The sequence below is a fragment of the Salipaludibacillus keqinensis genome (assembly GCF_003226325.1).
Taxonomy (GTDB): domain Bacteria; phylum Bacillota; class Bacilli; order Bacillales; family Salisediminibacteriaceae; genus Salipaludibacillus; species Salipaludibacillus keqinensis.
The window spans coordinates 408,547-435,240 of record NZ_PDOD01000001.1 but is presented as its reverse complement, the minus strand read 5'-3'; the positions used below and the strand labels follow the sequence as shown (position 1 = coordinate 435,240).

Here is a 26,694-nt window from a genome sequence, read left to right as displayed (position 1 = left end):
CAAAAGCTTTTTATTGAAGGGCTTCTTCTAACGTTTCTATATTTTGTCTCATTAGACTAAAGTAATCTTCTTCATTTTCTACATCATCTTCAGTTAATGCTTCAAGGTTGTGGATCCACAATTCTTCTGCACCAGCTTCTTCACGAACTGTCTCTGCTATATTTGTAGGTATATTTTGTTCGAACATAACGTAATTAATTTCATTCTCTTCCATATGACTAATCACTTCTTGAATTTGCTGGATCGATGGCTCATTAGTAGGGGACAAGCCAGCAATTCCGATTTGATGAATATTGTAACGGTCTTCCCAGTAACCGTAACCTGCATGGGAAACAATAATTGTATCCTTTACTTTTTCATCGGCCATATTTTGGAATTCTTCATCTAATTCTTCCAGTTCTGATTTTAACTGTTCAAAATTACTATTGAATTCTTCTTCAGCTTCTGGACGCACATCAATTAATGCATTTTTAATATTTTCTGCATATTCAATAGAGCGGATAGGGTCTAACCAAACGTGCGGGTCATAGTCCCCGTGATCATGATCGTGATTGTTCTCATCGTTATGATCATGGTTGTGGTTATTGTCATCATGATTGTGCTCATTGTTATGATCATTGTCTTCGTGGTTATGCTCGTCGTTATGATCATGGTTTTGCTCATTGTCTTCGTGGTTATGCTCGTCGTTATGATCATGGTTGTGCTCATTGTCTTCGTGGCTATGCTCGTCGTTATGATCATGGTTGTGCTCATTGTCTTCGTGGCTATGCTCGTCGTTATGATCATGGTTGTGCTCATACTCTAGAAGGTCTAATCCTTCTGTTGCTTCTAGCGTTTGGACATCGTGATCTGAAACCGCATCTTTCACGCTATCGGCAAATCCTTCAAAGTCCGCACCATTATAAATAAATAAGTCCGCATCTGCTACTTCGATCATTTGATTAGCTGTAGGCTCGAATGTGTGAGCATCCGCTCCTACTGGAACCATATTCTCTACGTTTACGTGTTCTCCACCAATTCGATTAGCAAAATCTTCGATAGGGAAAAGAGTGGTCATGATATTTACCTTTTCAATATCTTCAATTGCCTCTGAGTTACCATTATTATTTTCGTTTTCAGCTGAGTTAAGGTCTTCATTGTTATTCTCATTACCACAAGCTGCTAAAAAAGTGCTGAATGCCAATATGACAGCAAAGGTAATGGATGATTTTTTATACATATAGCTTCCCCTTTCGTAATCATTACGTTTTATTTTTGTTACAAAAGGGATTATATCGTAAAAGTGACTTTTTGTAAATCATAATCATTACGATTGTACATTTTTTTGTCTCATTTTTTATAAATGGAGTGGTTATCTGAGATAAAAGGTTTCTAATCTAGATATTTGCATCAACTTTAGGCACTTCCGAAATTGCTTTGCTTTGCTCTACTCCTTTGAAAAAGGAGCAAATCCATTTTAAAATGATTAAAATTCAGATAACCTTATTGATCAGATAAAACAATCACTCTTTTAATGCTTCCTTCATTTCAATATTCCAGCTTTTTTTCAACGACAATAGATGTGATAAACTTATTTTAATTTTTTCTGATTCCCGCTCTTTCACTGCGCTCAAAAATTGCTGTTGGACGATGGCATGCTTTGTATACCAGTTATTTGAAATACCCTCATAGACATCATCTCTTTTTTCTTTGTTGTATTCTCTAATCTTTTTATCAATCGCTTCTCTGTCTCTATCTACTTGTTTCCATTCTTCTAACAAATCAGGTCGGTGTTTTTCGATAATCAGTTCATGATAATACTTAAAGTGTGGTTGTAATTGCGCTGTATTATCCAGTTCTTCTAAGCAATACATACTTTCTATCGCCAAGTCTTTATCAATATTATTTACTTCTTCAGCATAAATTGGCGAGGCGATGATCTGAACTCCTACTAGAATTGATAAAATCATTTTCATACTGAAATTCTCCTCCTTTTAAAATTAGTATGCACAAATTATGTTAGCTCATGAGCATCATTTGCCGGTTTTAATCTTTTGTCTAAACTAAAAAAACCGATTCAACGAGATCCCCTTTTCAGGAAATAGTTGAATCGGCTTTGCAATTAGTAAACTGATATAGTCTTTTCATTCATATTCTCTAATGACTCTTTAATTTGCGCCATGAATTTGCCGCAAATTAAACCGTCTAATACACGGTGATCAAGTGACATACATAGGTTTACCATGTGGCGAACAGCTATAGCATCATTTTCAAGGACAACAGGACGCTTCACAATCGATTCTACAGACAATATTGCTGCCTGTGGCGTATTGATGATTGGTTGCGATTGAATCGATCCGAATGAACCCGTATTGTTTAATGTAAATGTGCCGCCTTGCATATCCTCTTGCTTCAATGAATTAGATCGAACTTTTTTTGAAATATCTTGAAGCTCTCGAGCTAGACCTTTAATGTTCTTTTCATCTGCGTTTTTGATAACAGGTACAAACAACTCTTTTTCCGTAGCCACGGCCATAGACAAATGAACGTCTTTGTGACGAATAATTTTATCTCCAGCCCACTTCGCATTCACTTCAGGGTACTTCTTTAATGCATCGATAGTTGCTTTCATAAAAAACGGAAGAAACGTCAATTTTAGTCCTTCTTTTTCTAGGAAGTCATTTTTTATTTTCTCCCGATAGTTGACGAGATCCGTCACATCCACTTCAATCATCATCCATGCATGAGGGGCTTCGTGCTTAGATTTAACCATATTTTGAGCAATTGCTCTTCTTACACCACTAACTGGGATTTGTTCCGTTCGATCATCAGAAGTAACTTCGTCTGAGCTCCCCTCATCATTTCGAGAAGGTTGTTTAGAAGCCGCTGGTTTCGCTTCTTGAGAAGGCGCTTTAGGAACTTCATTACCTGTTGCTTTAGGTAGGTTTCCTCCATCTATCATAGACTGTAAATCTTTTCTCGTAATTCGACCACCACGACCAGAACCTTCTACTTGATTAAGGTCAATATCATTTTCTTGAGCAAGTCGTAATACTGCTGGAGAATAGCGCTTTTTGTTTGATGTATCAGAAGAATTTGTAGCAGCATCACTTTTTTCTTCTTTTACATCATCCTTCGTGCCTTGGGTTTGCTCTGATTGATCGCTAGATTCTTGAGACTCTTCCCCTTCAACCTCTATTACACAAATCACTTTACCAACCTCAATCGTTTCATCAACCTCAGCAACGAGTTCTTTAATCGTTCCTGCAAATGAGGAGGGGACTTCAGCGTTAACCTTATCTGTCATCACTTCTGCAAGTGGATCATATTTATTTACTTGGTCACCAGGTTTCACGAGCCAGTTCGTAATCGTTCCTTCTGTGACACTTTCGCCTAATTGAGGCATGGTAATTTCGGTCGCCATTCATTAAACCTCCTTTATGATTAATACTCTGCTAACTCACGCATAGCATCTTCAACTTTATCTGGGTTTACCATGAAATTTTTCTCCATTGGTTGTGCGTAAGGCATAGCTGGGATATCTGGACCTGCTAAACGCTTTACTGGAGCATCTAAATCAAATAAACAATGCTCAGCGATGATTGCTGATACTTCACTAATAATGCTTCCTTCTAAATTATCTTCTGTCAGTAATAGGACCTTCCCTGTTTTCTTGGCAGCTTCGATAATGGATTCTTTATCTAATGGGTAAACAGTACGCAAATCTAGAACATGAGCTTGATACCCATCTTTCGCTAAGTTTTCTGCCGCTTGGAGAGCGAAATGGACACATAATCCGTAGGTGATGACTGTAATATCCTCTCCTTCTCGCTTCACTTCCGCTTTACCGATAGGAAGTGTGTAATCCTCATCAGGTACTTCACCTTTAATGAGTCGGTAAGCCCGTTTATGTTCAAAGAATAACACTGGATCATCTGATCGAATCGCCGCTTTCAACAACCCTTTAGCATCGTATGGTGTGGATGGCATCACAATTTTCAACCCTGGAACATTGGCAAATAAAGCTTCCACAGACTGAGAGTGGTAAAGTGCACCGTGAACACCGCCTCCATATGGTGCTCTGAAAGTAATTGGACAGATCCAATCATTATTAGACCTATAGCGTATCTTAGCCGCTTCTGAAACAATTTGATTCACAGCAGGCATGATGAAGTCTGCAAATTGCATTTCTGCAATTGGACGCATACCATACATCGCAGCCCCGATTCCAACCCCTGCAATAGCTGATTCCGCAAGAGGTGTGTCAATCACTCGATCTTCACCAAATTGATCATATAAGCCATTCGTAGCTCGGAACACCCCTCCACGTTTTCCAACATCTTCACCTAGAACAAATACATTATCGTCTCGTTCCATTTCTTCTTTCATAGCACGAGTAATAGATTCAATATAAGACATTACTGGCATAAGATCACTCCTCTCCGTATACGTGATTCATCATAGATTCTGGTTCTGCATATGGCGCTTTTTCTGCATAATCAGTCGCCTCGTCAATCTCACGGCGGAGTTTCGCACGGATTTCTTCTTCTTTTTCCTCAGATAAAATCCCGGTTTCCTTTAAATAAGAACCAAACGTATGAATAGAATCAATTTTCTTTGCTGCTTCTACTTCTTCTCTTGCTCTGTATGTGCTGTCGTCGTCGTCACTAGAGTGCGGAGTTAAACGATATGATACTGTCTCTATGAGAGATGGACCTTCCCCAATACGAGCTCGCTCTCTTGCATGAGAAATGGCTTCGTAAACTGCTAGAGGATCATTTCCATCAACAGAGTCTCCATAAATACCATACCCGACTGCTCGATCAGAAACTTTTTCGATATTCAACTGTTTATCGAGCGGAACAGAGATGGCATATTTATTGTTTTCACACATGAAAATAACCGGTAAATCATGAACGCTTGCAAAGTTAATTCCTTCATGAAAATCTCCTTGATTAGAAGACCCTTCTCCGAAAGTAGTGAAAGCGACGAAATCTTCATTTTTCATTTTTGCAGCAAGTCCAAATCCAACTGCATGAGGGACTTGTGTCGTCACAGGGGAAGACCCTGTGACAATTCTGTTTTTCTTTTGACCGAAATGCCCTGGCATTTGTCGACCACCGGAATTAGGATCTTCCGCTTTAGCAAAAGCTGAAAGCATAATATCTTTGGCTGTCATGCCAAAATGAAGAACAACCCCAAGATCACGATAATAAGGCAATACGTAATCTATCTCGTTATTCAAGGCCATAGCAGCACCAACTTGGGCCGCTTCCTGACCTTGACATGAAATTACAAACGGGATTTTCCCTGCTCGATTTAATAACCACATTCTTTCATCAATCATTCGTGCCATCAGCATAGTTTCATACATGCTCAGTACATCTTCATCTTTCAATCCTATCTTGTGATGACGAAGTTCACTCATTAATAAGCCTCCTTAATTCCTGATCATTCTTTGACCTGCTATATTTTTTATCCGTGGATTTCTTGACCATCAACAGCTAATGCTGCTTCACCAATGGCTTCTGATAGACTTGGATGAGGATGAATCGTTTGTGCCACTTCCCAATGGGTTGCGTCTAATACTTTCGCTAGAGCTGCTTCTGAGATCATATCGGTGACATGGGGACCGATCATATGAACACCTAGTAAATCGTCTGTGTCTGCGTCTGATACGAACTTAACAAATCCTGATGTATCACCGTAAACCAGTGCTTTACCAATCGCTTTGAACGGGAATTTTCCTGTCCTAACTTTGTAACCTTTTTCTTTCGCTGCCTTTTCAGTCAATCCAACGCTCGCTACTTCAGGAGAAGAATAGGTACACTTTGCAACCATTTCTTCTTCTACAGGGTGAGGATTATTTCCTTTAATATGTTCTACAGCAGCAATGCCTTCATGAGATGCAACATGTGCCAACTGAAGTCCGCCGATTACATCCCCAATTGCGTAAATGTGGGATTCTTTTGTTTGATAATATTCATTAACGGAAATGGTGTTGTTCTTCACTTGAATATCAGTGTTTTCAATTCCAATGTCCTGAACATTTGCTGCTCTTCCAACAGAAACTAATGCTTTACTTGTGACAGATTGTTTCGTTTCACCTTTATGTTCATAAGAAACGACCACTTGTCCATTTTCTTTTTTAACTGACTCTGCGAGAACCTTTGCGCTGGTGACCACTTTCACACCTTTTTTCTTTAATTCACGCTGAATTTCCTTTGATATTTCTTCGTCCTCTAAAGGTAAAATACGATCCAAGTACTCTAATACCGTTACATCTACTCCAAAATCAGCAAACATAGAGGCCCATTCAATACCAATCACTCCGCCACCAATGATGGTGATAGAATCCGGTAATTCTTCTAAATCGAGAGCTCCTTCTGATGAAAGAATCATTTCTTCATCAAGATCCAACCCTGGCAAGGACTTAGGACGACTTCCTGTTGCAATAATGACGTTTTTAGGAACAAGCATCTCATTGTCTGTGCCATCCAAATTCTCAACTGAAATCGTTCCAGAAGTAGGCGAAAATATAGAAGGGCCTAAAATTCGACCAAACCCTTTGTAAACATCGATTTTGCCTTTTTTCATTAAGTGCTGAACGCCTTTATATAGTTGGTCAACAATCCCGTTTTTTCTCTCTTGAACTTTCGTAAAGTTTAATGATGCTTTTTCTATACCAACGCCGAATTGATCTGCTTGGTTGACTGTCTTATATACTTCGGCACTTCGTAGAAACGCTTTGCTAGGAATACACCCTTTATGTAGACAAGTTCCCCCAAGCTTTTCCTTCTCCACGACCGCTACTTTTAAACCAAGCTGTGAAGCACGGATCGCTGCAACGTATCCTCCTGTACCAGCTCCTAATATGACCAGATCATACTCTGTAGCCATAAAACACCCTCCTGTCTGCTTGTATCCGTAATTCGTTAGCTATTAGCCATCTCATTTACATGATACAACTTCGCTTTTTCTTCTCCCCGTAATACACGTAAAGCTCCTTCAGATAAAGCCTGCATTTCATTTTCACCAGGTTTAATAATTACTTTTGATATCCATTTTACACGAGAAACGATTTTATTAACAAATTCTTTTCCGTAAGCTAAACCGCCTGTTAAAACAATCGCGTCAATCTCACCTGCTAATACAGCAGCATTGCTGCCAATTTCTTTAGCAATTTGATAAGCCATCGCTTCATATACTAGTTCTGCTTGGTCATCACCTTTAGAAATTCGATTCTCAACTTCAACCGCATCATTCGTTCCTAAATATCCAACTAGCCCGCCTTGACCGACAATCTTTTTCATAATATCACTAGCGTAATGTTCACCTGAAAAGCACATGGATACAAGATCACCAGCAGGAACAGTTCCGGCTCGTTCAGGTGAAAAAGGTCCTTCTCCGTGAAGACCATTATTCACGTCAATAACTTTCCCATTTTTATGGGCGCCAACGGTCACACCTCCACCCATATGAACGACGATAAGCTTTAACTGCTCGTAAGGTTTGCCTAACTCAACCGAAACCTTTCTAGCCACTGCTTTTTGATTTAACGCATGAAAGATACTTTTTCTTTCAAAATCCGCAAAGCCTGAAATCTTTGCAATTGGGTCTAACTCATCTACCACAACAGGATCAACAATGTAAGCATCTATGTTTAATTGACCTGCAATTTCATTAGCAATAATTCCACCTAAATTAGAAGCATGCTGACCAGAATAACCAGTGCGTAAATCTTCCAACATTTGATCGTTTACTTTGTAGGTACCACCTTCAATAGGTCTTAGCAAACCACCTCTCCCTACAACAGCAGATAACTTAGACAAATTAATTCCGCTTTCATCCAACGTCTTTAGAATCATTTCTTTACGGAAAACATATTGATCTATAATTGAATCAAACTTGCTAATCGTCTCACGATCATGTCGAATCGTTTGCTCTAAGACTTCACGCTCATTATCGAATACCCCAATTTTAGTTGAGGTTGATCCAGGGTTAATTGATAAAATTCGAAATACTTGGTGTTCCACTTTATTCCCTCCAAATTAAAGGAAATCACTTAACTAAAGTTGGTCCCCTTTTCTGCCAAATCCGCTCTCTAAAGCTTAAGTAATAGATAAAGGGACCTGGATATTAATCCACTGGTTAAGATCTTCCACGACTTAAAATATTCATTCCATTTGATAAAAATTGTCTTCTTGATTTTCTCATTGTGGCAATTCTTTCTTCAGCCATCCTATTAGCAGCAACATACGTAGGGATTTGATCTCTCTTTGAAATTTCAAATATTTTAGAAATGCTATCGTAAATCGTTTCTACTTTTTTCATAGCACGATCTCGGTTATAACCAATGAGTTCATCAGCTACGTTGATAACTCCACCTGAATTTATTACGTAATCAGGTGCATAAACGATTTCCTTCTCTTGAATAATATCTCCGTGTGTTGTTTCTTTTAATTGGTTATTCGCAGCACCAGCAATCACTTTCGCTTTCAATTGCGGAATTGTCTCATCATTAATAATGGCCCCTAAAGCACATGGAGAAAAGATGTCACATTCAACAGAATAGATATCATTAATGTCTACTGCTTTTGCCCCAAATTCTTCAACCGCTCTTCGGACTGTATCTTTATTAATATCTGTCACAATTAACTTTGCTCCTTCTTCATGAAGATGACGACACATTTGATAGGCCACATTCCCAATGCCTTGCACCGCAACAGTTTTTCCAGCTAGAGAATCATCACCAAATGCTTCTTTAGCTGCGGCCTTCATACCTACATAAACTCCATAAGCTGTAACAGGAGAAGGGTTTCCTGAAGAACCAAATGCTGGCGAAATCCCCGTAACAAACTCTGTTTCAGAATAAACTAAATCCATATCTTCAACTGTTGTTCCAACATCTTCAGCTGTAATATAGCGACCATTCAGTCCTTGAATAAATCTTCCAAACGCTCTGAACATTGCTTCGTTTTTATCTTTACGAGGATCACCAATAATAACGGTTTTTCCTCCACCTAAGTTCAATCCTGCGGCAGCATTTTTATAAGTCATCCCTTTCGCCAAACGTAAGGCATCTTCAAAAGCTGCTTCTTCTGTATCATACGTCCACATTCTTGTTCCACCTAAAGCAGGACCTAGTGTTGTATCATGAATCGCAATGATCGCTTTTAGACCTGACTCTTTGTCTTGACAAACTACCGTTTGCTCATAATCATACATTTCCATATACTTGAATAATTCCATCTCGCATTCCCCCTAATGTTTTTGTAATCATCTATATTCATTATTTAGTTGAACTTAAAGCCATCGCCATCGAGAATAACTTACTTTCAACTGAATCTGAACGTGAAGTTAAGACTATCGGTGCCTTTGCCCCTACGATCATACCCCCAACCGTCGCTTGACCAAAATAAGTTAATGATTTGTAAAGAACATTCCCGGTTTCAATAGCCGGTACCATAAGAATGTCAGCATGACCCGCCACATTTGATTTGATACCTTTTTGATCTGCTGCTTCTATGGATATTGCATTATCAAAACCTAACGGACCATCCACTTCGCAGTGAGATAATTGGTTTCTTCGATTCATTTGAGTCAATACAGCTGCATCCAAGGTTGCTTGCATCGCCGGATTCACGGTTTCAACTGCGGCAAGTACCGCTACTTTTGGAAGTGTTATTCCCATTTTTTGAACTGCTTTAGCGGCGTTCTCGATAATTTGCACCTTTTCTTTTAGTTCCGGTGAAATATTCATAGCTGCATCAGTTACAAATAATAAAGAAGAGCGCCCTGGGAAAGAAAAACCTGCTAAATGAGAAAGAATGTTGCCAGTTCTTAAGCCATATTCTTTATTCAAAACAGCTTTTAAGAGAGAAGAAGTTTCAATCATCCCTTTCATTAATACTTCTGCCTTCCCATCTTTAACTAGCTTTACAGCCAGACGAGCGGAGTCTACTTCATTTAATGTATAAAACCAATCTACGCGGTTGTCCAGATCAAAAGAAAATGAAGCTTTTTGTTTCGCTTCGATCATGGCAGCTTCTGGTCCAATGAAAATAAAAGATGCTAAATTTTGTTGCAGCGCTTTTTCTGCCGATTTAAACACTGAAGGATCGGTAGCGTGAGCAATCGCAATCGTTTGTTGTTCTCGTTGTTGTTGGATTTTCTCTAACAGAGTATCTAGATTCATGCTGTTCCACCTTTCCTAGTTCCACAGTGGGTCTCACGTTAAAATAGATGCAATAAACATGCCAACTTTTTTATTTCCGATAACGCTTCCATCAAAGGGATATCATTTGTATGAGTCTGCAAAAAACTTCATATCGCGCAATATTTTGCATGCAATTTTATTCTGGTATTTGTCTGTACTTCAAAAATTAACTGGCCCTTCTTTCTTAACCAAAGTTGAAAAGTTAGAAAGATGGAAGAATAAACTCTAATAAGGCCTAGCTCTTAAAGTCCGTACTTATCAAGTTTGTAGTATAGATTTCTAACAGAAACACTTAGCATTTGAGCCGTTTTCGTTTTATTGCCTTTATTTTGCTCTAAGGCTTGAGTTAATATTTTCTTTTCTTGATCTTCCATCATTTCTTGTAACGTTTTTTCTGTTAGCTGATGCTCAGTTTGTGGCAAAACGGTTTTATTAGCTACCTCTTTATCTGACAATAATGGAAGGTGGGTGGTCTTGATTACTTTATCAGTGTAATTCATATGTATCATCGCTCGACCTAAAATGTTTTCAAGCTCTCTAACGTTTCCTGGCCAATCATATTTCACAAGTTTGGATAACGCGTCATTAGCGACACCTTCAACATTTCGTCCATAGTCTTGATTTAATTTACTAATAAGATGTAGCGATAAATCTAATAGGTCTTCCTTTCTTTCACGCAAAGAAGGTATGTAGATAGGCATTCGATTCAATCGGTAATAAAGGTCAGACCGGAATTCTTTTTCAGCTATTCTATTCTCCATATCCACATTCGTGGCTGCAATGACTCTAACATCTATCTCTACAGGTTTCGCTCCCCCTACTCGGACAATCTCATGTTCTTGCAACACTCTCAGGAGTTTCGCCTGCATATTGGGTGATAGTTCACCAATTTCATCTAAGAAAATACTACCGTTATTCGCTTCTTCAAAAAATCCTTTCTTTCCACCTCGTTTCGCTCCAGAAAAGGCCCCTTCTTCGTAGCCAAATAGTTCACTTTCTAACAAGGTCTCTGAAATCGCCGCACAATTTACTCGAATAAACTTATTGTACTTTCGGTTGCTTTCATTATGTATAGCGTGAGCAAAAAGTTCTTTTCCAGTACCTGATTCTCCTCTAAGGAAAATAGAGGCGGGCGTCCCTGCAGCAACTTTAGCTTGTTGAATAGCGAACGTTAATTCTGTAGATCCACCGATAATATCTTCAAAATGATATTTGGCTTCTAGGGTCCGGATGATTTGTTTCGCTCGTTCTAATTCATGCGTCAACTCTTCCATCTCAGACATATCGTGAATGACGCCAACGCTCCCCTTCAACGTATCATCAACAATGACCGGAGCCACATTCACAATAACGTCCTTCCGATAGGGGCCTACTTTCATTTTAGCTCCTCGCACAGCTCTCTTAGTCTGGAGTACTTGCATATGCATACTCTCGCCTTCAGAAATATCTGTCGTGGCTGGCTTACCGATCACTTGATCTTCCGTTAATCCCGTAATTCTTGTATAAGCTGGATTAATTAATAACCCTATCCCCTTCTCATCTACGACAGATATGGCATCATCTGATGAATAGATGATTGCTTCTAACATCGTTTGAATACTTTTTAAGTTGGTTACTTCCTCTGCCATCTTAACAATTTCAGTGATATCCCTGAAAACTCCCAATGCACCAATAAGCTGACCATTGCTAAACATCGGAACGCGGGTTGTTATGATCGCCCGGTTGGAGGATAGGGTCTGCTTTCGATTCCGTTCAATCGTTTTTGTTCGTAACACTCTCGGTAATTTACTCGTAGCCATGACATCCCTGATCTTTTGGCCAATCACGTCTTTGGCGGAAAGAGAGGTCATTTCTTCCGCCCTCTTATTAATTAGGGTAATTTTCTCATCTCCATCGATAGCTATCATTCCATCATGAGTAGAGTTTAAAATATTATTCATTTTATCGTTATGGTTTTTTACTTCCTCAATTAGAATTTCTTTCTCTTCCATCAAATAAAACATGATAGAAGCAATTGAACTAGGAATGACAGTGATAGGATCGTTTTTTAAATAGTGTCTTAAATCATCGTAGACCTGTTGATCTCCAGTAACTTCAATAATGACATCTATAGGAGCCAACTTATTGACCGCCGTATGCCAGTCTTTATATAAGGGAATATTTAATTCGATACATTTCAATTTCCCCACACTATTAGGATCTTTGTCTACTACTCCCAATACCTCTAGCTGGTCGGTTTCTGAAAGAACCTCTAATAAAGCAGAACCGCCTTCACCTGCCCCGATAATGATTACTCTCTTCAATGGACAACCCCCTATACATTAAAAAAACATGCAATTTTTTTCACACTTCTAGTTTTACTATACACTTTTTTTCAAGGATTCAAAAGAGTTCACAAAATCTCTACCTCGACTTCATATTTCATATAGTATAGAATAGGGTTGCAGATTAACGAGAGAGGAATGGAAGTATGACTGTTCAACGTTTCATCGCTCTAGTCATTTTACTTATCCCTGTATTTATTGCGGGATATGGAATTAAGTTGATGAGAGACACGCTATTTCAAATATTAAATTGGCCTTACGGTTCACACTATTTTCAATTTCTTGCTGGGATTATTTGTCTTGTCGTCGGCGTATGGTTTGTTGGAGGATTTATTTTGCACCGGGATCGTAAAAACAATAAAGTGGCCCCTCGCTTTCAAAAATAAATTGTAAAGCTTAAAAAGCTATCATTGTTTGGAGCCCCCTCAACTATTTGTTAGACAGAGAACCATAAAAAAGATTGGACTTGAAAAGAGTATTCAAGGACAATCCTTTTTTTGATATATTGACCTACGGTGTCTGAACGATGTAATAAATCCCCCCATTCTGAGAAAACCACAATCACCTTTTATATTTTATCTTTTAAAAAAGAACCTGACTTTGAGCACGTTCATCAAGTCAGGTTCTTTTTATTTAGCTTACTTTATGTTCTATTCGTAATTTATCGGCGACCATCGCAATAAACTCTGAGTTTGTCGGTTTAGCCTTTGAAACGTTGACTGTGTATCCAAACATTTTTGAGATGGATTCAATATTTCCTCTGCTCCATGCGACTTCAATGGCATGACGAATCGCTCTTTCCACTCGGCTTGCAGTCGTGTTAAATTTCTTCGCAATATCTGGGTACAACACTTTAGTAATCGACCCTAGAAGCTCGATATCATTATAAACCATAGTAATTGCTTCCCTTAAGTACATGTAACCTTTAATATGAGCAGGAACCCCAATTTCATGGATGATACTAGTAATACTAGCATCAAGGTTCATCGGCTTGTTTTCCCGTCTAATTTCAGCAGCTGACATAGCTGGTCGGCGAGTATATGCAACACCTTGGCCTGCTACATCCCTAATTTTATTCATGAGCGTATCCATATCGAACGGTTTTAACACATAATAAGCCGCACCTAAATCCACAGCTTTTTTAGTCACATCTTCTTGACCAAATGCAGTTAGCATAATGATATTAGGACGCTTTTCCAGCTGAATGTCGTTTAATTTTTCCAAGACTGCTAAGCCATCTAAATGCGGCATAATAATATCTAGTATCAATACATCCGGCAGTACCTCTTCAACTACGTTCAAACATTCCTGACCGTTGTAGGCTTTAGCTACCACTTCCATATCTTCTTGAGAATGAATATAATCCTCTAACAAATGAACTAATTCTCGGTTATCGTCAGCTACACATACTTTTAATTTTTCCACGCTTCGTTCCTCCCCAATGTTATGTTAAATACTATCTTAACCTTCTTATTCGACATAGCCTATTGTAATCCTTCTATTTTTTGGATTTTTTATAAATAATCTAATGTTTCCTCTTGTTTATTCACTCATACTCGTTAATTCGACTTCATTCGATTAATAATGCAGGGATCGTGTGTATTTGTCGAATAATCTTTATGTATAAGTATAGCATAGAAATAACTATCATTCACACAAGTTCTTTGCACATACGTAGTTCAGCACCTGTAAAAATTCCACAGGTGCTGATCGTCATAAGTTTTATTAACCGGTTTTTTTCCACTCTTCGTTTTCTATATTTATACCTGCATCTTGCAACATCCATTCAATATGGCATCCATATCCTGATGATGGGTCGTTAACAAACACATGAGTGACCGCACCGATAAGACGACCATTCTGAATAATAGGGCTTCCGCTCATCCCTTGAACAATTCCTCCTGTTTTATCAAGTAACTCTTCATCTGTTACCTTGATAACCATTCCTTTTGTTGCTGGAAACTTCTGTGGAGTACTACTGACAATTTCAATATCAAACCGCTTGACCTCTTCTCCTTCAACAACGGTTAAAATTTCAGCAGGGCCTTCTTTTATTTGATGGGCCAAACCAATTTCCATAGGCTCCATCGATTCATCTACATCAATTCCTTTGTTCATTTTTCCAAAAATGCCAAAGTCGGTATTTTTCGTAATATTTCCTAGTACTGTTCGATCATTGGAAAAACGAGCTAATTTTTCGCCTGGCTCTCCTGTCAATCCCTTTTCAATAGAGGTGACATCAGATTTAATGATTTCACCATTGCCAACCTCAATTGGTTCTTTCGTTTCCATATCAGAAATGACATGTCCTAAAGCTCCGTATTTTCTTGATTGAGGTTCATAAAACGTTAAAGTACCAACTCCTGCGGCTGAATCACGTATATATAACCCTAAATGAAATCGGTGATCATTTTTAGCCTTCACTGGGGTTAACTCTTTATGGTACGTTTTTCCACGACGTCTTATTTCAATTTTTATAGGTGTCTCATTCTCTCCTGCTTCTTGCACTAGCGGCTGAATTTCACTCATTTCTCGAATGTTAATTCCGTTCATTTCAACGATCATATCTCCAACTTGAATATCCGAAACTTCTCCGGGAGATACTTTACCTGCACCTGTATCCATCAAATGATGACCTACTACTAATACTCCATCTGTTTGAACGCGCACTCCTATTGATTGGCCCCCAGGGATTACCTTTAGTTCGGGATGAATGGTTACATCAACCGCTCGAATAGGAAATCCTTTTATACCCATTACAATAGAGCTTTTCGATTGATTTATTCCCGTCAAGTTGTTGTTCAAATCTGTATCAGAATCCAATTCAACGGCCGATTCATCGTAGTTGAGAACTGATACAGTTTCTGGGAACTGAAAAGTTTGCCCTTCAAATATTGCAATTTCATGAGGAATTTGGAAATACTTTTGTATAGGTGGATAAAATGCAGCTGAGAACAGAATAACAAGGAGTAGTAATCCTATTGCTTTATGAACGCGTCTATCTCTCACTATTTCACTCTCCTCGTGTTTAACCTTCACCTCCACCATGGCTGTAATACTAATTTTGCCTTGAAGCAGATCATTTATAACCTTAACTCAAGAAAAAAACTAACCTCATTTGGTTAGTTTTTTCAAGAGAAACGACGATTAATTTTTCATTTGTTGGGCTTGCTCTAATAATTCGGTCGCATGTTGCCTTGTTAAATCAGTAATTTCTACTCCAGAAATCATTCGGCTAATTTCTTCGGCTTTCTCATCTACTGTTAAAGGTCTAACCTTCGTTCTTGTTCTTCCTTTTTTTTCATCTTTTGAAATAAACAAGTGAGTATCTGCCATGGCAGCCACTTGCGGTAAATGAGTAATGCATAATACTTGTGAGCCAACAGAAATATGTTGGATTTTTTCTGCAATCGCTTGGGCTACACGACCACTGACACCGGTATCTACTTCGTCAAATATCAACGATGTCACACCTTCATGGCGAGCCAAAATAGATTTCAAGGCCAAGATCATCCGGGAAATTTCACCACCTGAGGCAACTTTAGCTAACGGTTTTAATGGTTCCCCTTTATTTGTAGCCACCATAAAGGATACATGATCTATTCCTGAACGACGAAATGGAGATGTCTTCATTAGTTGATTGGCGGAAAAATCTGAGACTGTCTTGGAATCAAATTCAACATCAAATACGGTATCTTTCATATATAAATCATTTAACTGTTTTTGAATAGACGTAATTAATTTTTTTGCTTGATCTTTCCGTAATTTTGTTAAATGATTTGCTTCTACAAACAAATCATTAGCCACAGCTTCTAACTCTTGTTCCCACTGAACAAGCCTTTGTTCACGATTTTTCAGCATATCCATTTCTTCTTGGATAGAAGAAGCATATTCTAAAATATCATTCACTGATTCGCCATATTTTCTCTTTAATTGACTGATTTCACTTAAACGGGCTTCAATCGTGTTTAACCTTTCTGGATCAAATTCAATGCTTTCGTAATAATCCCTTAAAGAAAAAGACGACTCTTCTAGAAGGTAATAACAATTAGCAATGGTTTCTTGAAGCTTATGTAAATCTTGGTCCATGGATGCCGCCTCTTCTATTTGATTCATGGCAGCCATAACCCATTCTAAGCCTTTTCCATCTCCATATAGTGATTCATATGTCCCATGTACAGTCCGATAAAGACCTTCACTATTCGCAAGTTTTTTTCTTTCTTCATACAATTCTTCATCTTCATTTGGCTGCAATTCAGCTTCTTCAAGTTCTTTGAATTGGTATTGAATAAGATCCAGACGCTGGGCCATTTGTTGCTCACTTTCACTTAATTGCATCAGTTGTTCGCGTTTTTTTAAAAATTGCTGATACAATTTATCGTATTCGTTTCTGGTCTTTAAAAGGGAAGATTCCGCAAACCTGTCCAAAAACAACAAATGTTTGTCTGTTTGTAATAATTTTTGATGCTCATGTTGACCGTGTATATCCACGAGCAATTGACCTACCTCACGTAAAACGGCTAATGTGGTTAACTTTTCATTAACACGGCAAATGCTTTTCCCTTGCGTAGTTATGTCTCTTCTCAGAACAATTGTTTCTTCTTCATCTAAAGAGATGCCTAAATCTTCTAATAGGCGAATCAACTCTTTTGACATGTTAGGGTCTATCGAAAATAGCCCTTGAATTTCAGCTCGTTTACTTCCATGTCTAACATAGTCCACAGAACCCCGCCCACCAATAAGCAGTCCAATGGCATCAATGATAATCGACTTTCCAGCTCCGGTTTCGCCAGTTAACACAGTTAGTCCCTCTTCAAAAGAGACCGAAACTTCGTCTATGATCGCAAAATTGCGAATGGTTAATTCCATTAACAAACGTCGCACCCCCTATGATCATTATCAACTCAGCTCAATTGTTATAGCATATTTAAAAACCGTTCACTTATCGTGTTAGTATCTTCTTCGCTCCGACAAATAATAAGAATTGTATCATCTCCACAAATGTTCCCCATAATCTCTGACCAATCTAAATTATCTATCAACGCTCCAACGGCATTTGCATTACCTGGGAAGGTCTTCATAACAATCATGTTTCCCGTTTGATCAATAGAAACGAAACTGTCCATTAAAGCCCTTTTGAGCTTTTGAAGTGGGTTAAATCGTTGATCTGATGGCAAGCTATATTTATAACGACCATCCATCATCGGTACTTTTACTAAATGTAATTCTTTGATGTCCCGACTAACCGTCGCTTGAGTCACATTAAACCCTGCTCCTCTTAGCTGATCGACTAAATCGTCTTGTGTTTCAATTTCCTGATTTGCAATAATATCTCTTATTTTTATATGTCTTTGGCCTTTATTCATGTCATTTCCTCCAATAATCTCGAATAGTAACTTCTATATATTATAAACGATGACTTATAATTATACAATTCATGAATAAATTCTGTTGCTAAGGCCAATTAGATGTCTAGGGCAACACCTCTTTCAAACATCATTTTCCCTAACTTTATACAAATGAAAAAGAAAAAAGAGACATTTTCTAGAAATGTCTCTTAAGTAGTTATAGATGGTGAGCTTGGTCTACCGTTTTAATCATGTCCTCTAACGAATAAGGAGCGGATTCTTCAGGCTTTATTTGAAGATGAAGAAGAAATTCAATATTCCCTTCACCACCCCGGATTGGGGAGGGAGCAAGCCCATGAACAGTGTAGCCTAACTGTTCACTAAATTGTATAATTGTTTTTACAACTTTTAAATGAATTTTCTTGTCCCTAATAATCCCTTTCTTTCCTACTTCTTCTCGTCCCGCTTCAAATTGCGGTTTGATTAAGGCTGAAACATTGCCACCTTCAGTTAAAATTGTTTTTAAAACTGGAAGAATTAACTTTAAGGAAATAAATGAAACATCAATCGTTGCAAAATCAGGCTGTCCCTGAGTAAAGTCTTCTTTTGAACAATACCTAAAATTCACTCTTTCCATTACCACAACTCTGTCGTCTTGCCTTAATTTCCAAGCTAATTGATTGTATCCTACATCTAGAGCATAAACGAGTTTCGCTCCTTCTTGAAGGGCACAATCAGTGAATCCTCCAGTGGACGAACCGATATCTAATACGATCTTATTTTGTAAATCGAATTGGAAAACATCGATTGCCCGCTTTAATTTCAAGCCACCTCTGCTGACGTAAGGGGATATGTGACCCTTTAAAGATAAGTCTGAATCTACAGCAATTTTTTGCCCAGGCTTGTCCACCCGTTCTCCATTTGCAAGAACTAGCCCGGCCATAATGGTCCTTTTGGCCTTTTCTCTTGTTTCAATCAGCCCTTGTTCAACTAGTAATATATCTACGCGTTCTTTTTTCATCCTTTACGCTCGTTTCCTCTTTCTAGGTATGATTTGCTCCACTTGCGCCGCCACATTTTGGGAAGTAAGCCCAATTTCCTCTAACAATTCAGGTACACTGCCATGTTCAATATAACGGTCAGGAATTCCCATTCTTTCTATGACCACTGAATGATAGTGATTCTCATGGAAGAATTCCAGAACAGCGCTTCCGAAGCCACCTAACAGCGCTGTTTCTTCTAAAGTTAGTATCGGCCGCTGATTTTCCGCCAAGTCCACTAATTTATCTTGATCTAACGGTTTAATTGATCTAGCGTTCACTACTTCTACATGTATTCCTCTTTTTCCCAATTCTTCCGCAGCTTCCATAGCTACAGGAATCATTGTACCAAACGTCAATATAGTAAAATCAGATCCTTGCTTTAATACGTCCCACTCTCCAAGGGGAATTTGTTTCAAATCTTCGTCCATTTTAATACCGTACCCACCGCCTCTAGGATACCTAACCGCAATCGGCCCATCATCATGACATGTTGCCGTATAAATCATATGCTGAAGTTCGTTTTCATCTTTTGGATTAAGAATCTTCATGTTTGGTAAATGACGTAAGTAAGAGATATCAAATACTCCTTGGTGTGTTTCACCGTCTGCACCTACTAAACCTGCACGGTCAATCGCGAAAAAAACATTTAGGTTTTGCCTGCAAACATCGTGGACCAGCTGGTCATACCCTCGTTGCAAAAAGGTCGAATATACCGCAAAGACAGGTTTCATTCCTTGCGTAGCTAACCCTGCAGACATCGTTGTCGCATGTTGTTCAGCAATACCAACATCAAACATACGGTCAGGGAATTCTTTAGCAAACTTGTCAAGTCCTGTGCCACCAGGCATCGCTGCTGTTATCGCTACGATCCGTTCATCTTGCCTTGCAATTCGTTTCAGCGTCTCTGCAAATACACCGCTGTAGCTAGGAGGTCCTGGCTTTTTAACAACTTCACCTGATTCAATCTTATAAGGTCCTAATCCATGCCAAGTGCCTTTAGCATCATTCTCGGCTGGAGCATAACCCTTTCCTTTTTTCGTAATAACATGGACAAGTACAGGGCCTTTCGTCTTCTTTGCATAGTTCATATTCTTTTTTAAATCTTCTAAATCATGACCATCCACAGGACCTAAATACGTAAAGCCCATTTCCTCGAAGAACATTCCTGAAACTAGAAGATACTTTAAGCTGTCTTTAACACGCTCAGCGGTTGCAGCCAATCTCCCTCCGAAAGCGGGAATCTTTTTAATAAGCATTTCCAGTTCGTCTTTTGCTTTTTGGTATTTACCTGCTGTTCTCATTCGACCGAGCATTGAATGAAGAGCCCCTACATTCGGCGCAATCGACATTTCATTGTCGTTTAACACAACAATAACATCCGTTTGCTCATGGCCAATATGGTTAAGCGCTTCCAAAGCCATTCCTCCCGTAAGTGCACCATCACCTATCACAGGAATAACTGAATTGCTTCCACCTTTAATATCGCGAGCTAAGGCCATACCCATCGCGGCAGATAACGAGGTAGAACTATGTCCTGTTTCCCAAACATCATGTTTACTTTCGGAACGCTTCGGAAATCCACATAATCCTTTATATTGTCGAAGTTGATCAAATTGATCTGCTCTACCTGTTAAAATTTTATGGACATAAGCTTGATGACCTACATCCCATAAAAATTTATCTTTTGGGCTTTCAAAAAGCTGGTGTAGGACAAGGGTTAACTCTACTACCCCTAAATTAGGACCTAAATGTCCTCCCGTAACGGATAAGTTTTCAATTAGAAATTCTCTTATGTCTTTAGCAAGGTCTTCTAGATCTTTGTTGCTGAATCCTTTTAAAAACGTAGGTTCTTTTATGCTCTGCAAATCCAAGAAAAACCCTCACTTTCTTTTTAAATTCTTGTTGTTCTTCTTTTTACGTTTATTATCTTTGAATATGGTTATTTTTAATTTTACCTCTAATAAGTAAAATAATCTACCTACATGGTAAATGATCTCAGTAGAATACTGAATCGCCACCGTTTTTCCGACAGATTTCCCACCAACGGTGAGTGCTGCAACTATACTTGTAAATAGAACAGAAATTGCAAATTGAACCGTTGTCCCCTCAGAATACCCCATTTGAACTGCCAGTTGCAAGACGACATAGGCAGATGCAGTCCCACTAATAACACCGGCAATGTCTCCAATCACGTCGTTAGTAAAATTGGAAAAGCGGTCTGCATTCCTGGTTATTAAAACGGCATGTTTAGCGCCTGGTAATTTCTCAGCAGCCATCGCATTAAACGGTTTTTCATTTGCGGCCGTTGCAGCAACACCGATTGTATCGGATATGACCCCTAATAACACAATCAGTAAGACAATGACCATGCCAATTCCCCAAGAAACACCGCTTAATATAGCCGTTGATACAATGGAAAAAATGGCGGCCAGAACTAGAGTGATCACGGCCACGATCATGCTCCAATTTAATGATTTTTTCATGGAGTTCTTCATCTATTGATCACCTTCTTTTAAACAGATAGTAGCACCTACATACATTCCGTAGGTGCTACTTCTTGTTCTACTCATAAACTATAAATTTAATATGTAAGTGGCGAGTGGTCATTAAAAGAGTAAAAACTGCGTCTTAGGTCCAGTAGGTTTTCCCAAGTGAGTACCTCAGCGTCGCCGCTGTGACGGTTTCCCTTTAAACTCACCTTGACGCTGTCACCATACGTCAGACTGGATTGCCACTTAGAACGCACTATAATCCTCTTAAAATGTCCTGTGGAACAGTCTAGGGGTTTTCCCCAACAGTTCCTATCCATTCTCTATCCTCTTTTGCAGAGAAGATTTCATATGGAAGAGTGCTTTCACAACCTAGCATCCATAATCCCCTCTATCTCCACTCAAGGCAGGCTACGCTGCTCACAAATTCCCAAATTTGCAAAAACAGGTTCATACCCTTACACGTAATAACCGCTGGTTAACGGAACCACATGCAAGGGCCTCCGCGGCTGGAGGGTCATCGCCCACATGCCATTGTGGATCGCCCCCCAACCTTTACTCCCAGTAACGACCCAAGGCTGGGCGCCTCAAGCCATTACTAGGAACTTCATCGATGTGCCCTTTAGCGGATTTTTAGGCCCGCTTTCGAAAATGGAGAACCGACTAGAATACTGCACCACTCACCTTGACTATTATACCATGTATGAAATACGTCAGACAACATACAACGACTTGTAATTTCACCATGAATTACTAAATGACAGTGCCTTTATTCTTTAAATAAGATTTCTTTACTCAAGAGGAAGCTCATGAATTGTCGGAGAAAAAGATTTGTTGATCTTGCAAGTCTACTTATTTTCAAAGTAGCTTAACTAATTTGTTCTAGATCCGATGTAGTCTGCTAGGGACAACAGCAATTCTCGATCAATCTCTACATTATTCAAGTCGGCTTTCGCTTGTTCTAGATGAAAATCTAACTTTTCTTTTGCTTGATCTAATCCAAGAATTCTTGGATAGGTATTTTTATCATTTGATACATCGCTGCCGATTGGTTTACCTATAAGATCCTGATCTCCTTCTACATCTAAAAGATCATCCTTTATTTGAAACGCAATGCCAATATGTTTACCAAAGGACCTAAGATCCCAGATTTCCTGTGGAGATGCTGAGGATAAAATCGCACCGCACTCTAATGCCACTGACAGTAAATCTCCAGTTTTCCGATGATGAATATGCTGTAATTGTTCCACTTCTAAGCGTTTGCCTTCAGCTTCCATATCTTCTACTTGTCCTGCGACCATTCCTTCAGGCCCTGCTGCTTCAGCTATTTTACTAATCAAGGCTACTTTTACTTCTGCTGATAAATAATTCAATGAAGCAATTACCTGGAAGCTATGGGTTAACAATCCGTCTCCAGCTAAGATAGCAAGTGCTTCTCCATAGACTTTATGATTTGTAGGCTTTCCTCGACGAAGGTCATCGTCATCCATCGCTGGTAGATCATCGTGTATGAGTGAATAAGTATGAATCATTTCCAAAGCACAGGCCACATCATACCCTAATGTAAGCGGCTTGCTAAAACCTTTTAGCGTAGCTAAAAGGAGGATAGGACGTATTCTCTTTCCACCTGCTTCTAAAGAATAGATCATCGCTTCTTTTAATGTATCCGGGGCATACATTTGCTTAATACGTGATGGAAGCAAGTCATCAAGTTTATGTTTCTGCTCATTGATAAATTCATTTAATGTCGGCTGGACATCCACTATTACTGCTCCTCTTCGACCTGGAAAGAACTAATCTCTCCATCTTCAGATAGAACTTCCGTCATCTGCTTTTCTACTTTTTGTAATCGATCCTGGCATTCTTTTGAAAGCTTCATACCTTCTTGAAACATGGATATTGCTTCTTCTAAAGGAACATCCCCTTGTTCTAACTTCTCTACAAGTGTTTCTAAACTTTTCATGGATTCTTCAAATGTTTCTGATTGATTTTCTTTAGTCATTTCCATTCCTCCATCATGATTATTCTGATCTCTCAACATGTTCTTTCACTTCACAATGAAGCTGCCCATTTTGCAATTGTACGGAAATCATTGATTGAACGGGCGCCTGATGGGTTTGCTTTATCAAATTGTTATCTTTATCATAGACAAGACTATAACCACGATCCATCATTTTTAATGGGCTTAACAGGTCCAATTTGGACATTTGCAATGATAGGTGGTGCCGCTGATCTTTCACTAACTGAGTCATCGCTCTTTTTAACGCCATTTCATTTTGATTTGACCGCGTCGCTTCTTGGCTTATTCTCTCTTTAGGGTGCAGGCTATGTAATCTTTGTTTCATTGTATGCAAATGATCTTTTTTCCTGTCAACCAAACGTGCTGTCTCTTTTAAAAGACGTTCATGCAGACGATCTAGATCCTGCTCTTTTTGTTCTACAAGTTGCTTTGGGTATCTGAAAGCATAGGACTTTACTAAAAAAGCTAATCGTTCTTGCTCTTGGGCTAATTTTGTCTCTGTCGCCCTTGTAAGACGAGCTTTCCTCTCATAAACAGCAGTTAACAAGTCTGCAGTATTTGGAACAGCTAGTTCTGCAGCTGCCGTTGGAGTTGGTGCTCTAAGATCAGCAATAAAGTCGCTAATTGTCACATCTGTTTCATGTCCAACAGCCGAAATGATTGGCACCTCTGATCGAAAAATCGCTTCTGCGACGATTTCTTCATTAAAAGCCCATAACTCTTCCAAAGAGCCTCCACCCCTGCCTGAGATAATAACATCAAACCTATTAGCCTCATTTGCTTGTTTGATCGCTCTCGAAATGGAGTGAGGGGCATCTGGTCCTTGGACTAACACTGGCAAGAGTGTGACTTTCGCTAAAGGATATCGCCGTGTGATCGTCGTGATAATATCACGCACTGCCGCACCTGTTGGAGAAGTAATAACCGCAATTTGTTGAGGCATGACTGGAATTTGTTTTTTTCTGTCTTGGGAGAAATAGCCGGCGATTTCAAGCTTCTTTTTAAGGTTTTCGAAAGCTAAGTATAAATTCCCAATCCCGTCAGGTTGCATTTCTTTCACGTAGAATTGATACGCTCCGTATGGTTCATAAACGGAAATATCCCCTCTAACAAGAACTCTCATTCCGTCTTCAGGTAAAAACTTTAAAGAACGGTTATTTCCAGCAAACATGACAGACTGAACTCTTGATTTTGGATCTTTGAGTGTAAAATACATATGACCCCGGCTATGCTTTTTAAAATTAGATATTTCCGCCCTCATCCATACGTTTTGCAAATGGGAATCTCGGTCTAATAACTGTTTAATTTGCTTAGTCAGGTCGCTGACTGTTAGAAACTGTTGATTCATAGGATAAACTCCTTACTCTCTGCTTCTTTTGGCCGCTGACACCACTGTATTATGTAAAAGCATTGTTATTGTCATCGGACCCACGCCTCCGGGTACTGGTGTAATATACGATGCGACTTCTTTTGCTCGATCGTAAACGACATCGCCAATTAACTTTCCTTCATCATTGCGGTTTACACCTACATCAATAACAACTGCCCCGTCTTTAATATGAGTTTCATCTATAAAATGAGGTTTTCCAACAGCAACGACAAGAATATCCGCCGATCTTGTGTATTCAGCCATGTTTTTTGTTCTTGAATGACAATAAGTCACTGTCGCGTTCTCATTTAACAAAAGTTGTCCCACTGGTTTACCGACAATGTTACTTCTACCTACAATCACCACATGTTTTCCTTCTATATCTATGTTTTTTGATTTAATCATTTCAACAATTCCAAATGGTGTACAAGGTAAAAAAGCCTCTTGACCAGTCATCATCCTGCCAATATTAATTGGGTGGAAGCCGTCCACGTCTTTGTCTGGATCAATTGTTTCGATGACTTTTTTTTCAGAAATATGCTCAGGCAAAGGTAACTGAACAAGGATTCCATGAATATGATCCGATTTATTTAACTTGATGATCTTATCAAGCAGCTCTTTTTCGGATATGGATGAGGGTACTTCGTCTAAATCTGAATGGATACCCGTTTCTTCACAAGCTCTTTTCTTTGCTCGTACATACGATTGAGAAGCTGGATCCTCCCCCACAAGAATGACTGCAAGACCAGGTGTCACTCCTTTTTGTTTGAGGATATCCACCTGTTGTTTCATCTTTAATCTTTTTTCTTTAGCGAGCTCTTTTCCAGAAATGACTATCGCTGACATAAAAAAATCCCCCTTGAAATCTTCTCGTAATTACTTAAAAGAACACAGATTAATGATCTATTTTCTTAGCCAACTTTGATAGGACGCCGTTCGCAAACTTACCAGGTTCTTCTTCGCCAGTAAAACCTTTTGCCAAATCAATGGCTTCATTAATACTGACCGTGACGGGAATATCTTTAACGTACTTCATCTCATATACGGCCATGCGTAAAATTGCTCGGTCTACTCTTGAAATTCGTGCCAAAGACCAATGTTCAAGGACCGCTTCGATCAGTGAGTCAATTTCGTTTATATGGTCTAGCGTTCCGTTTACCAACAATTCCAAAAAGGAATCGATCACTTCCCCTTCTTCCAAAACTGAACGGATCGCCTCAATAGGTTCAACTTCAGTCATTTCAATTTGATATAATGCTTGTACAGTTTTAATTCTTGCTAATCTGCGGTTCATGATTAAATCTCCTTATTTTGTACTGGCAAAAAATTTATCTTAATTAAGGAAAGTTGTGAAATCTCAAGTTCTTTCTAATTTGAAAGCCTTTTGTTCCTCCATCTTTTAAACTCTCCCTATAAATGATAGCATATCTTTCCTACTGAATATACTTTCATATCTGCTAAAAAAAAGCCAAAGAAATTCTTTGGCTTAGACTTCTTGATCTTTTTTTGTAGAGTCTGATTCATTTTTCTCTTCAAAATGAACCCCTACTACATGAACATCAACTGACAATACATGAATAGCTGTCATGTTTTTCAACGTTTGCACGATGTTTTCTTGAATTTTCTTACATACCTCCGGGATAGCTACGCCATAATTCGTAATCACATACACTTCAATTTTCAGGCCGTTATCTCCTAGATCTACTTTGACACCTTTTCCATGAGAACTCTTTCGGCCTAAACGTTCTGCTACTCCAGACGCAAAATTTCCTCTAAGCATTCCTACACCATCGATTTCAGATGCAGCGATCCCAGCGATAATCTCGATCACCTCAGGGGATATTTCGACTTTCCCAAATTGACTATGATCTTCAAACATTTGGACGGAGTTATTTTCTGACAT

25 protein-coding genes are annotated in these 26,694 nt (G+C 38.9%); 2 read left to right on the top strand and 23 right to left on the bottom strand.

All coding sequences use genetic code 11. The features are described from left to right. Positions 1 to 10 precede the first annotated feature (10 nt). The 10 genes from CR194_RS02260 to CR194_RS02215 form a co-directional block, all read right to left on the bottom strand. Positions 11 to 1,219: a metal ABC transporter solute-binding protein, Zn/Mn family gene (locus CR194_RS02260; RefSeq protein WP_110608009.1), complete on the bottom strand. Its 1,209-nt coding sequence runs from the start codon at positions 1,217 to 1,219 to the stop codon at positions 11 to 13. A gap of 283 nt (positions 1,220 to 1,502) precedes the next feature. Further along, positions 1,503 to 1,955: a hypothetical protein gene (locus CR194_RS02255; protein WP_110608008.1), complete on the bottom strand. Its 453-nt coding sequence runs from the start codon at positions 1,953 to 1,955 to the stop codon at positions 1,503 to 1,505. 146 nt (positions 1,956 to 2,101) lie between these two features. Next, on the bottom strand, positions 2,102 to 3,403 hold the full coding sequence (locus CR194_RS02250) for a dihydrolipoamide acetyltransferase family protein (protein WP_110608007.1): 1,302 nt from the start codon (positions 3,401 to 3,403) through the stop codon (positions 2,102 to 2,104). Positions 3,404 to 3,423: 20 nt separating this feature from the next. After that, positions 3,424 to 4,407, bottom strand: a complete 984-nt coding sequence (locus CR194_RS02245; protein WP_110608006.1) for an alpha-ketoacid dehydrogenase subunit beta — start codon at positions 4,405 to 4,407, stop codon at positions 3,424 to 3,426. Positions 4,408 to 4,411: 4 nt separating this feature from the next. Further along, on the bottom strand, positions 4,412 to 5,407 hold the full coding sequence (locus CR194_RS02240; protein WP_110608005.1) for a thiamine pyrophosphate-dependent dehydrogenase E1 component subunit alpha: 996 nt from the start codon (positions 5,405 to 5,407) through the stop codon (positions 4,412 to 4,414). Between the two features lie 47 nt (positions 5,408 to 5,454). After that, a complete protein-coding gene (gene lpdA / locus CR194_RS02235) occupies positions 5,455 to 6,879 on the bottom strand; it encodes a dihydrolipoyl dehydrogenase (RefSeq protein ID WP_110608004.1) in 1,425 nt (474 codons plus the stop codon). Between the two features lie 35 nt (positions 6,880 to 6,914). Beyond that, positions 6,915 to 8,015 carry a butyrate kinase gene (buk, locus tag CR194_RS02230; protein ID WP_110608003.1) on the bottom strand — a complete coding sequence of 367 codons (1,101 nt, stop codon included), beginning with the start codon at positions 8,013 to 8,015 and terminating at the stop codon, positions 6,915 to 6,917. Between the two features lie 115 nt (positions 8,016 to 8,130). Then, complete coding sequence (bcd, locus tag CR194_RS02225; protein WP_110608002.1) at positions 8,131 to 9,231, bottom strand: branched-chain amino acid dehydrogenase; 1,101 nt, start codon at positions 9,229 to 9,231, stop codon at positions 8,131 to 8,133. A 40-nt stretch (positions 9,232 to 9,271) separates the two neighbouring features. Next, positions 9,272 to 10,177, bottom strand: a complete 906-nt coding sequence (locus tag CR194_RS02220) for a bifunctional enoyl-CoA hydratase/phosphate acetyltransferase (protein WP_110608001.1) — start codon at positions 10,175 to 10,177, stop codon at positions 9,272 to 9,274. Between the two features lie 263 nt (positions 10,178 to 10,440). Continuing rightward, positions 10,441 to 12,501 (bottom strand): sigma-54 interaction domain-containing protein, encoded by a 2,061-nt coding sequence (locus CR194_RS02215; RefSeq protein ID WP_110608000.1) that lies wholly within the window; start codon positions 12,499 to 12,501, stop codon positions 10,441 to 10,443. Positions 12,502 to 12,668: 167 nt separating this feature from the next. On the opposite strand from CR194_RS02215, the gene CR194_RS02210 reads away from it, so the two are divergent. Further along, positions 12,669 to 12,908: a DUF2627 domain-containing protein gene (locus CR194_RS02210; RefSeq protein WP_110607999.1), complete on the top strand. Its 240-nt coding sequence runs from the start codon at positions 12,669 to 12,671 to the stop codon at positions 12,906 to 12,908. Positions 12,909 to 13,155: 247 nt separating this feature from the next. Here the strand turns inward: CR194_RS02210 and spo0A are convergent, their stop codons facing one another. The 7 genes from spo0A to CR194_RS02175 form a co-directional block, all read right to left on the bottom strand. Beyond that, positions 13,156 to 13,947 carry a sporulation transcription factor Spo0A gene (gene spo0A, locus CR194_RS02205; protein WP_110607998.1) on the bottom strand — a complete coding sequence of 264 codons (792 nt, stop codon included), beginning with the start codon at positions 13,945 to 13,947 and terminating at the stop codon, positions 13,156 to 13,158. Positions 13,948 to 14,247: 300 nt separating this feature from the next. Further along, positions 14,248 to 15,531, bottom strand: a complete 1,284-nt coding sequence (gene spoIVB / locus CR194_RS02200) for a SpoIVB peptidase (RefSeq protein WP_332888653.1) — start codon at positions 15,529 to 15,531, stop codon at positions 14,248 to 14,250. A gap of 138 nt (positions 15,532 to 15,669) precedes the next feature. Next, positions 15,670 to 17,397 carry a DNA repair protein RecN gene (recN, locus tag CR194_RS02195; RefSeq protein ID WP_110607996.1) on the bottom strand — a complete coding sequence of 576 codons (1,728 nt, stop codon included), beginning with the start codon at positions 17,395 to 17,397 and terminating at the stop codon, positions 15,670 to 15,672. A 41-nt stretch (positions 17,398 to 17,438) separates the two neighbouring features. Then, positions 17,439 to 17,888 (bottom strand): transcriptional regulator AhrC/ArgR, encoded by a 450-nt coding sequence (gene ahrC, locus CR194_RS02190; RefSeq protein WP_110607995.1) that lies wholly within the window; start codon positions 17,886 to 17,888, stop codon positions 17,439 to 17,441. Between the two features lie 199 nt (positions 17,889 to 18,087). Continuing rightward, a complete protein-coding gene (locus CR194_RS02185; protein WP_110607994.1) occupies positions 18,088 to 18,891 on the bottom strand; it encodes a TlyA family RNA methyltransferase in 804 nt (267 codons plus the stop codon). Between the two features lie 3 nt (positions 18,892 to 18,894). Then, positions 18,895 to 20,784 (bottom strand): 1-deoxy-D-xylulose-5-phosphate synthase, encoded by a 1,890-nt coding sequence (gene dxs / locus CR194_RS02180; RefSeq protein WP_110607993.1) that lies wholly within the window; start codon positions 20,782 to 20,784, stop codon positions 18,895 to 18,897. A 9-nt stretch (positions 20,785 to 20,793) separates the two neighbouring features. After that, a complete protein-coding gene (locus tag CR194_RS02175; RefSeq protein WP_110607992.1) occupies positions 20,794 to 21,408 on the bottom strand; it encodes a hypothetical protein in 615 nt (204 codons plus the stop codon). Between the two features lie 522 nt (positions 21,409 to 21,930). Between CR194_RS02175 and CR194_RS02170 the strand changes: the two genes are divergently transcribed. Beyond that, entirely contained in the window at positions 21,931 to 22,140 is a 210-nt protein-coding gene (locus tag CR194_RS02170; protein ID WP_110607991.1) for a hypothetical protein, read from the top strand. A gap of 134 nt (positions 22,141 to 22,274) precedes the next feature. Here CR194_RS02170 and CR194_RS02165 read toward each other — a convergent pair whose 3' ends face one another. The 6 genes from CR194_RS02165 to CR194_RS02140 form a co-directional block, all read right to left on the bottom strand. After that, entirely contained in the window at positions 22,275 to 23,165 is an 891-nt protein-coding gene (locus tag CR194_RS02165) for a polyprenyl synthetase family protein (protein WP_233254196.1), read from the bottom strand. Positions 23,166 to 23,167: 2 nt separating this feature from the next. Beyond that, positions 23,168 to 23,410 carry an exodeoxyribonuclease VII small subunit gene (locus tag CR194_RS02160; protein WP_110608948.1) on the bottom strand — a complete coding sequence of 81 codons (243 nt, stop codon included), beginning with the start codon at positions 23,408 to 23,410 and terminating at the stop codon, positions 23,168 to 23,170. 13 nt (positions 23,411 to 23,423) lie between these two features. Next, a complete protein-coding gene (xseA, locus tag CR194_RS02155; protein WP_110607990.1) occupies positions 23,424 to 24,770 on the bottom strand; it encodes an exodeoxyribonuclease VII large subunit in 1,347 nt (448 codons plus the stop codon). Between the two features lie 12 nt (positions 24,771 to 24,782). Next, entirely contained in the window at positions 24,783 to 25,637 is an 855-nt protein-coding gene (gene folD / locus CR194_RS02150; RefSeq protein ID WP_110607989.1) for a bifunctional methylenetetrahydrofolate dehydrogenase/methenyltetrahydrofolate cyclohydrolase FolD, read from the bottom strand. A gap of 49 nt (positions 25,638 to 25,686) precedes the next feature. Then, positions 25,687 to 26,085, bottom strand: coding sequence for a transcription antitermination factor NusB (gene nusB / locus CR194_RS02145; RefSeq protein ID WP_110607988.1), 399 nt, complete (start codon positions 26,083 to 26,085; stop codon positions 25,687 to 25,689). Positions 26,086 to 26,277: 192 nt separating this feature from the next. Beyond that, positions 26,278 to 26,694 (bottom strand): Asp23/Gls24 family envelope stress response protein, encoded by a 417-nt coding sequence (locus CR194_RS02140; protein ID WP_110607987.1) that lies wholly within the window; start codon positions 26,692 to 26,694, stop codon positions 26,278 to 26,280.

What these genes read in the sequence shown, in the direction of transcription:
- nusB (WP_110607988.1), bottom strand. Translation starts at nt 26,085, where the DNA reads ATGAACCGCAGATTAGCAAGAATTAAAACTGTACAAGCATTATATCAA.
- CR194_RS02210 (WP_110607999.1), top strand. Translation starts at nt 12,669, where the DNA reads ATGACTGTTCAACGTTTCATCGCTCTAGTCATTTTACTTATCCCTGTA.
- CR194_RS02175 (WP_110607992.1), bottom strand. Translation starts at nt 21,408, where the DNA reads ATGAAGAACTCCATGAAAAAATCATTAAATTGGAGCATGATCGTGGCC.
- ahrC (WP_110607995.1), bottom strand. Translation starts at nt 17,888, where the DNA reads ATGAATAAAGGCCAAAGACATATAAAAATAAGAGATATTATTGCAAAT.
- CR194_RS02240 (WP_110608005.1), bottom strand. Translation starts at nt 5,407, where the DNA reads ATGAGTGAACTTCGTCATCACAAGATAGGATTGAAAGATGAAGATGTA.
- bcd (WP_110608002.1), bottom strand. Translation starts at nt 9,231, where the DNA reads ATGGAATTATTCAAGTATATGGAAATGTATGATTATGAGCAAACGGTA.
- CR194_RS02245 (WP_110608006.1), bottom strand. Translation starts at nt 4,407, where the DNA reads ATGCCAGTAATGTCTTATATTGAATCTATTACTCGTGCTATGAAAGAA.
- CR194_RS02255 (WP_110608008.1), bottom strand. Translation starts at nt 1,955, where the DNA reads ATGAAAATGATTTTATCAATTCTAGTAGGAGTTCAGATCATCGCCTCG.
- CR194_RS02185 (WP_110607994.1), bottom strand. Translation starts at nt 18,891, where the DNA reads ATGAAAAAAGAACGCGTAGATATATTACTAGTTGAACAAGGGCTGATT.
- CR194_RS02160 (WP_110608948.1), bottom strand. Translation starts at nt 23,410, where the DNA reads ATGGAAATGACTAAAGAAAATCAATCAGAAACATTTGAAGAATCCATG.
- CR194_RS02140 (WP_110607987.1), bottom strand. Translation starts at nt 26,694, where the DNA reads ATGTCAGAAAATAACTCCGTCCAAATGTTTGAAGATCATAGTCAATTT.
- CR194_RS02260 (WP_110608009.1), bottom strand. Translation starts at nt 1,219, where the DNA reads ATGTATAAAAAATCATCCATTACCTTTGCTGTCATATTGGCATTCAGC.
- CR194_RS02220 (WP_110608001.1), bottom strand. Translation starts at nt 10,177, where the DNA reads ATGAATCTAGATACTCTGTTAGAGAAAATCCAACAACAACGAGAACAA.
- xseA (WP_110607990.1), bottom strand. Translation starts at nt 24,770, where the DNA reads ATGAATCAACAGTTTCTAACAGTCAGCGACCTGACTAAGCAAATTAAA.
- folD (WP_110607989.1), bottom strand. Translation starts at nt 25,637, where the DNA reads ATGTCAGCGATAGTCATTTCTGGAAAAGAGCTCGCTAAAGAAAAAAGA.
- CR194_RS02250 (WP_110608007.1), bottom strand. Translation starts at nt 3,403, where the DNA reads ATGGCGACCGAAATTACCATGCCTCAATTAGGCGAAAGTGTCACAGAA.
- lpdA (WP_110608004.1), bottom strand. Translation starts at nt 6,879, where the DNA reads ATGGCTACAGAGTATGATCTGGTCATATTAGGAGCTGGTACAGGAGGA.
- CR194_RS02170 (WP_110607991.1), top strand. Translation starts at nt 21,931, where the DNA reads ATGCCATTGTGGATCGCCCCCCAACCTTTACTCCCAGTAACGACCCAA.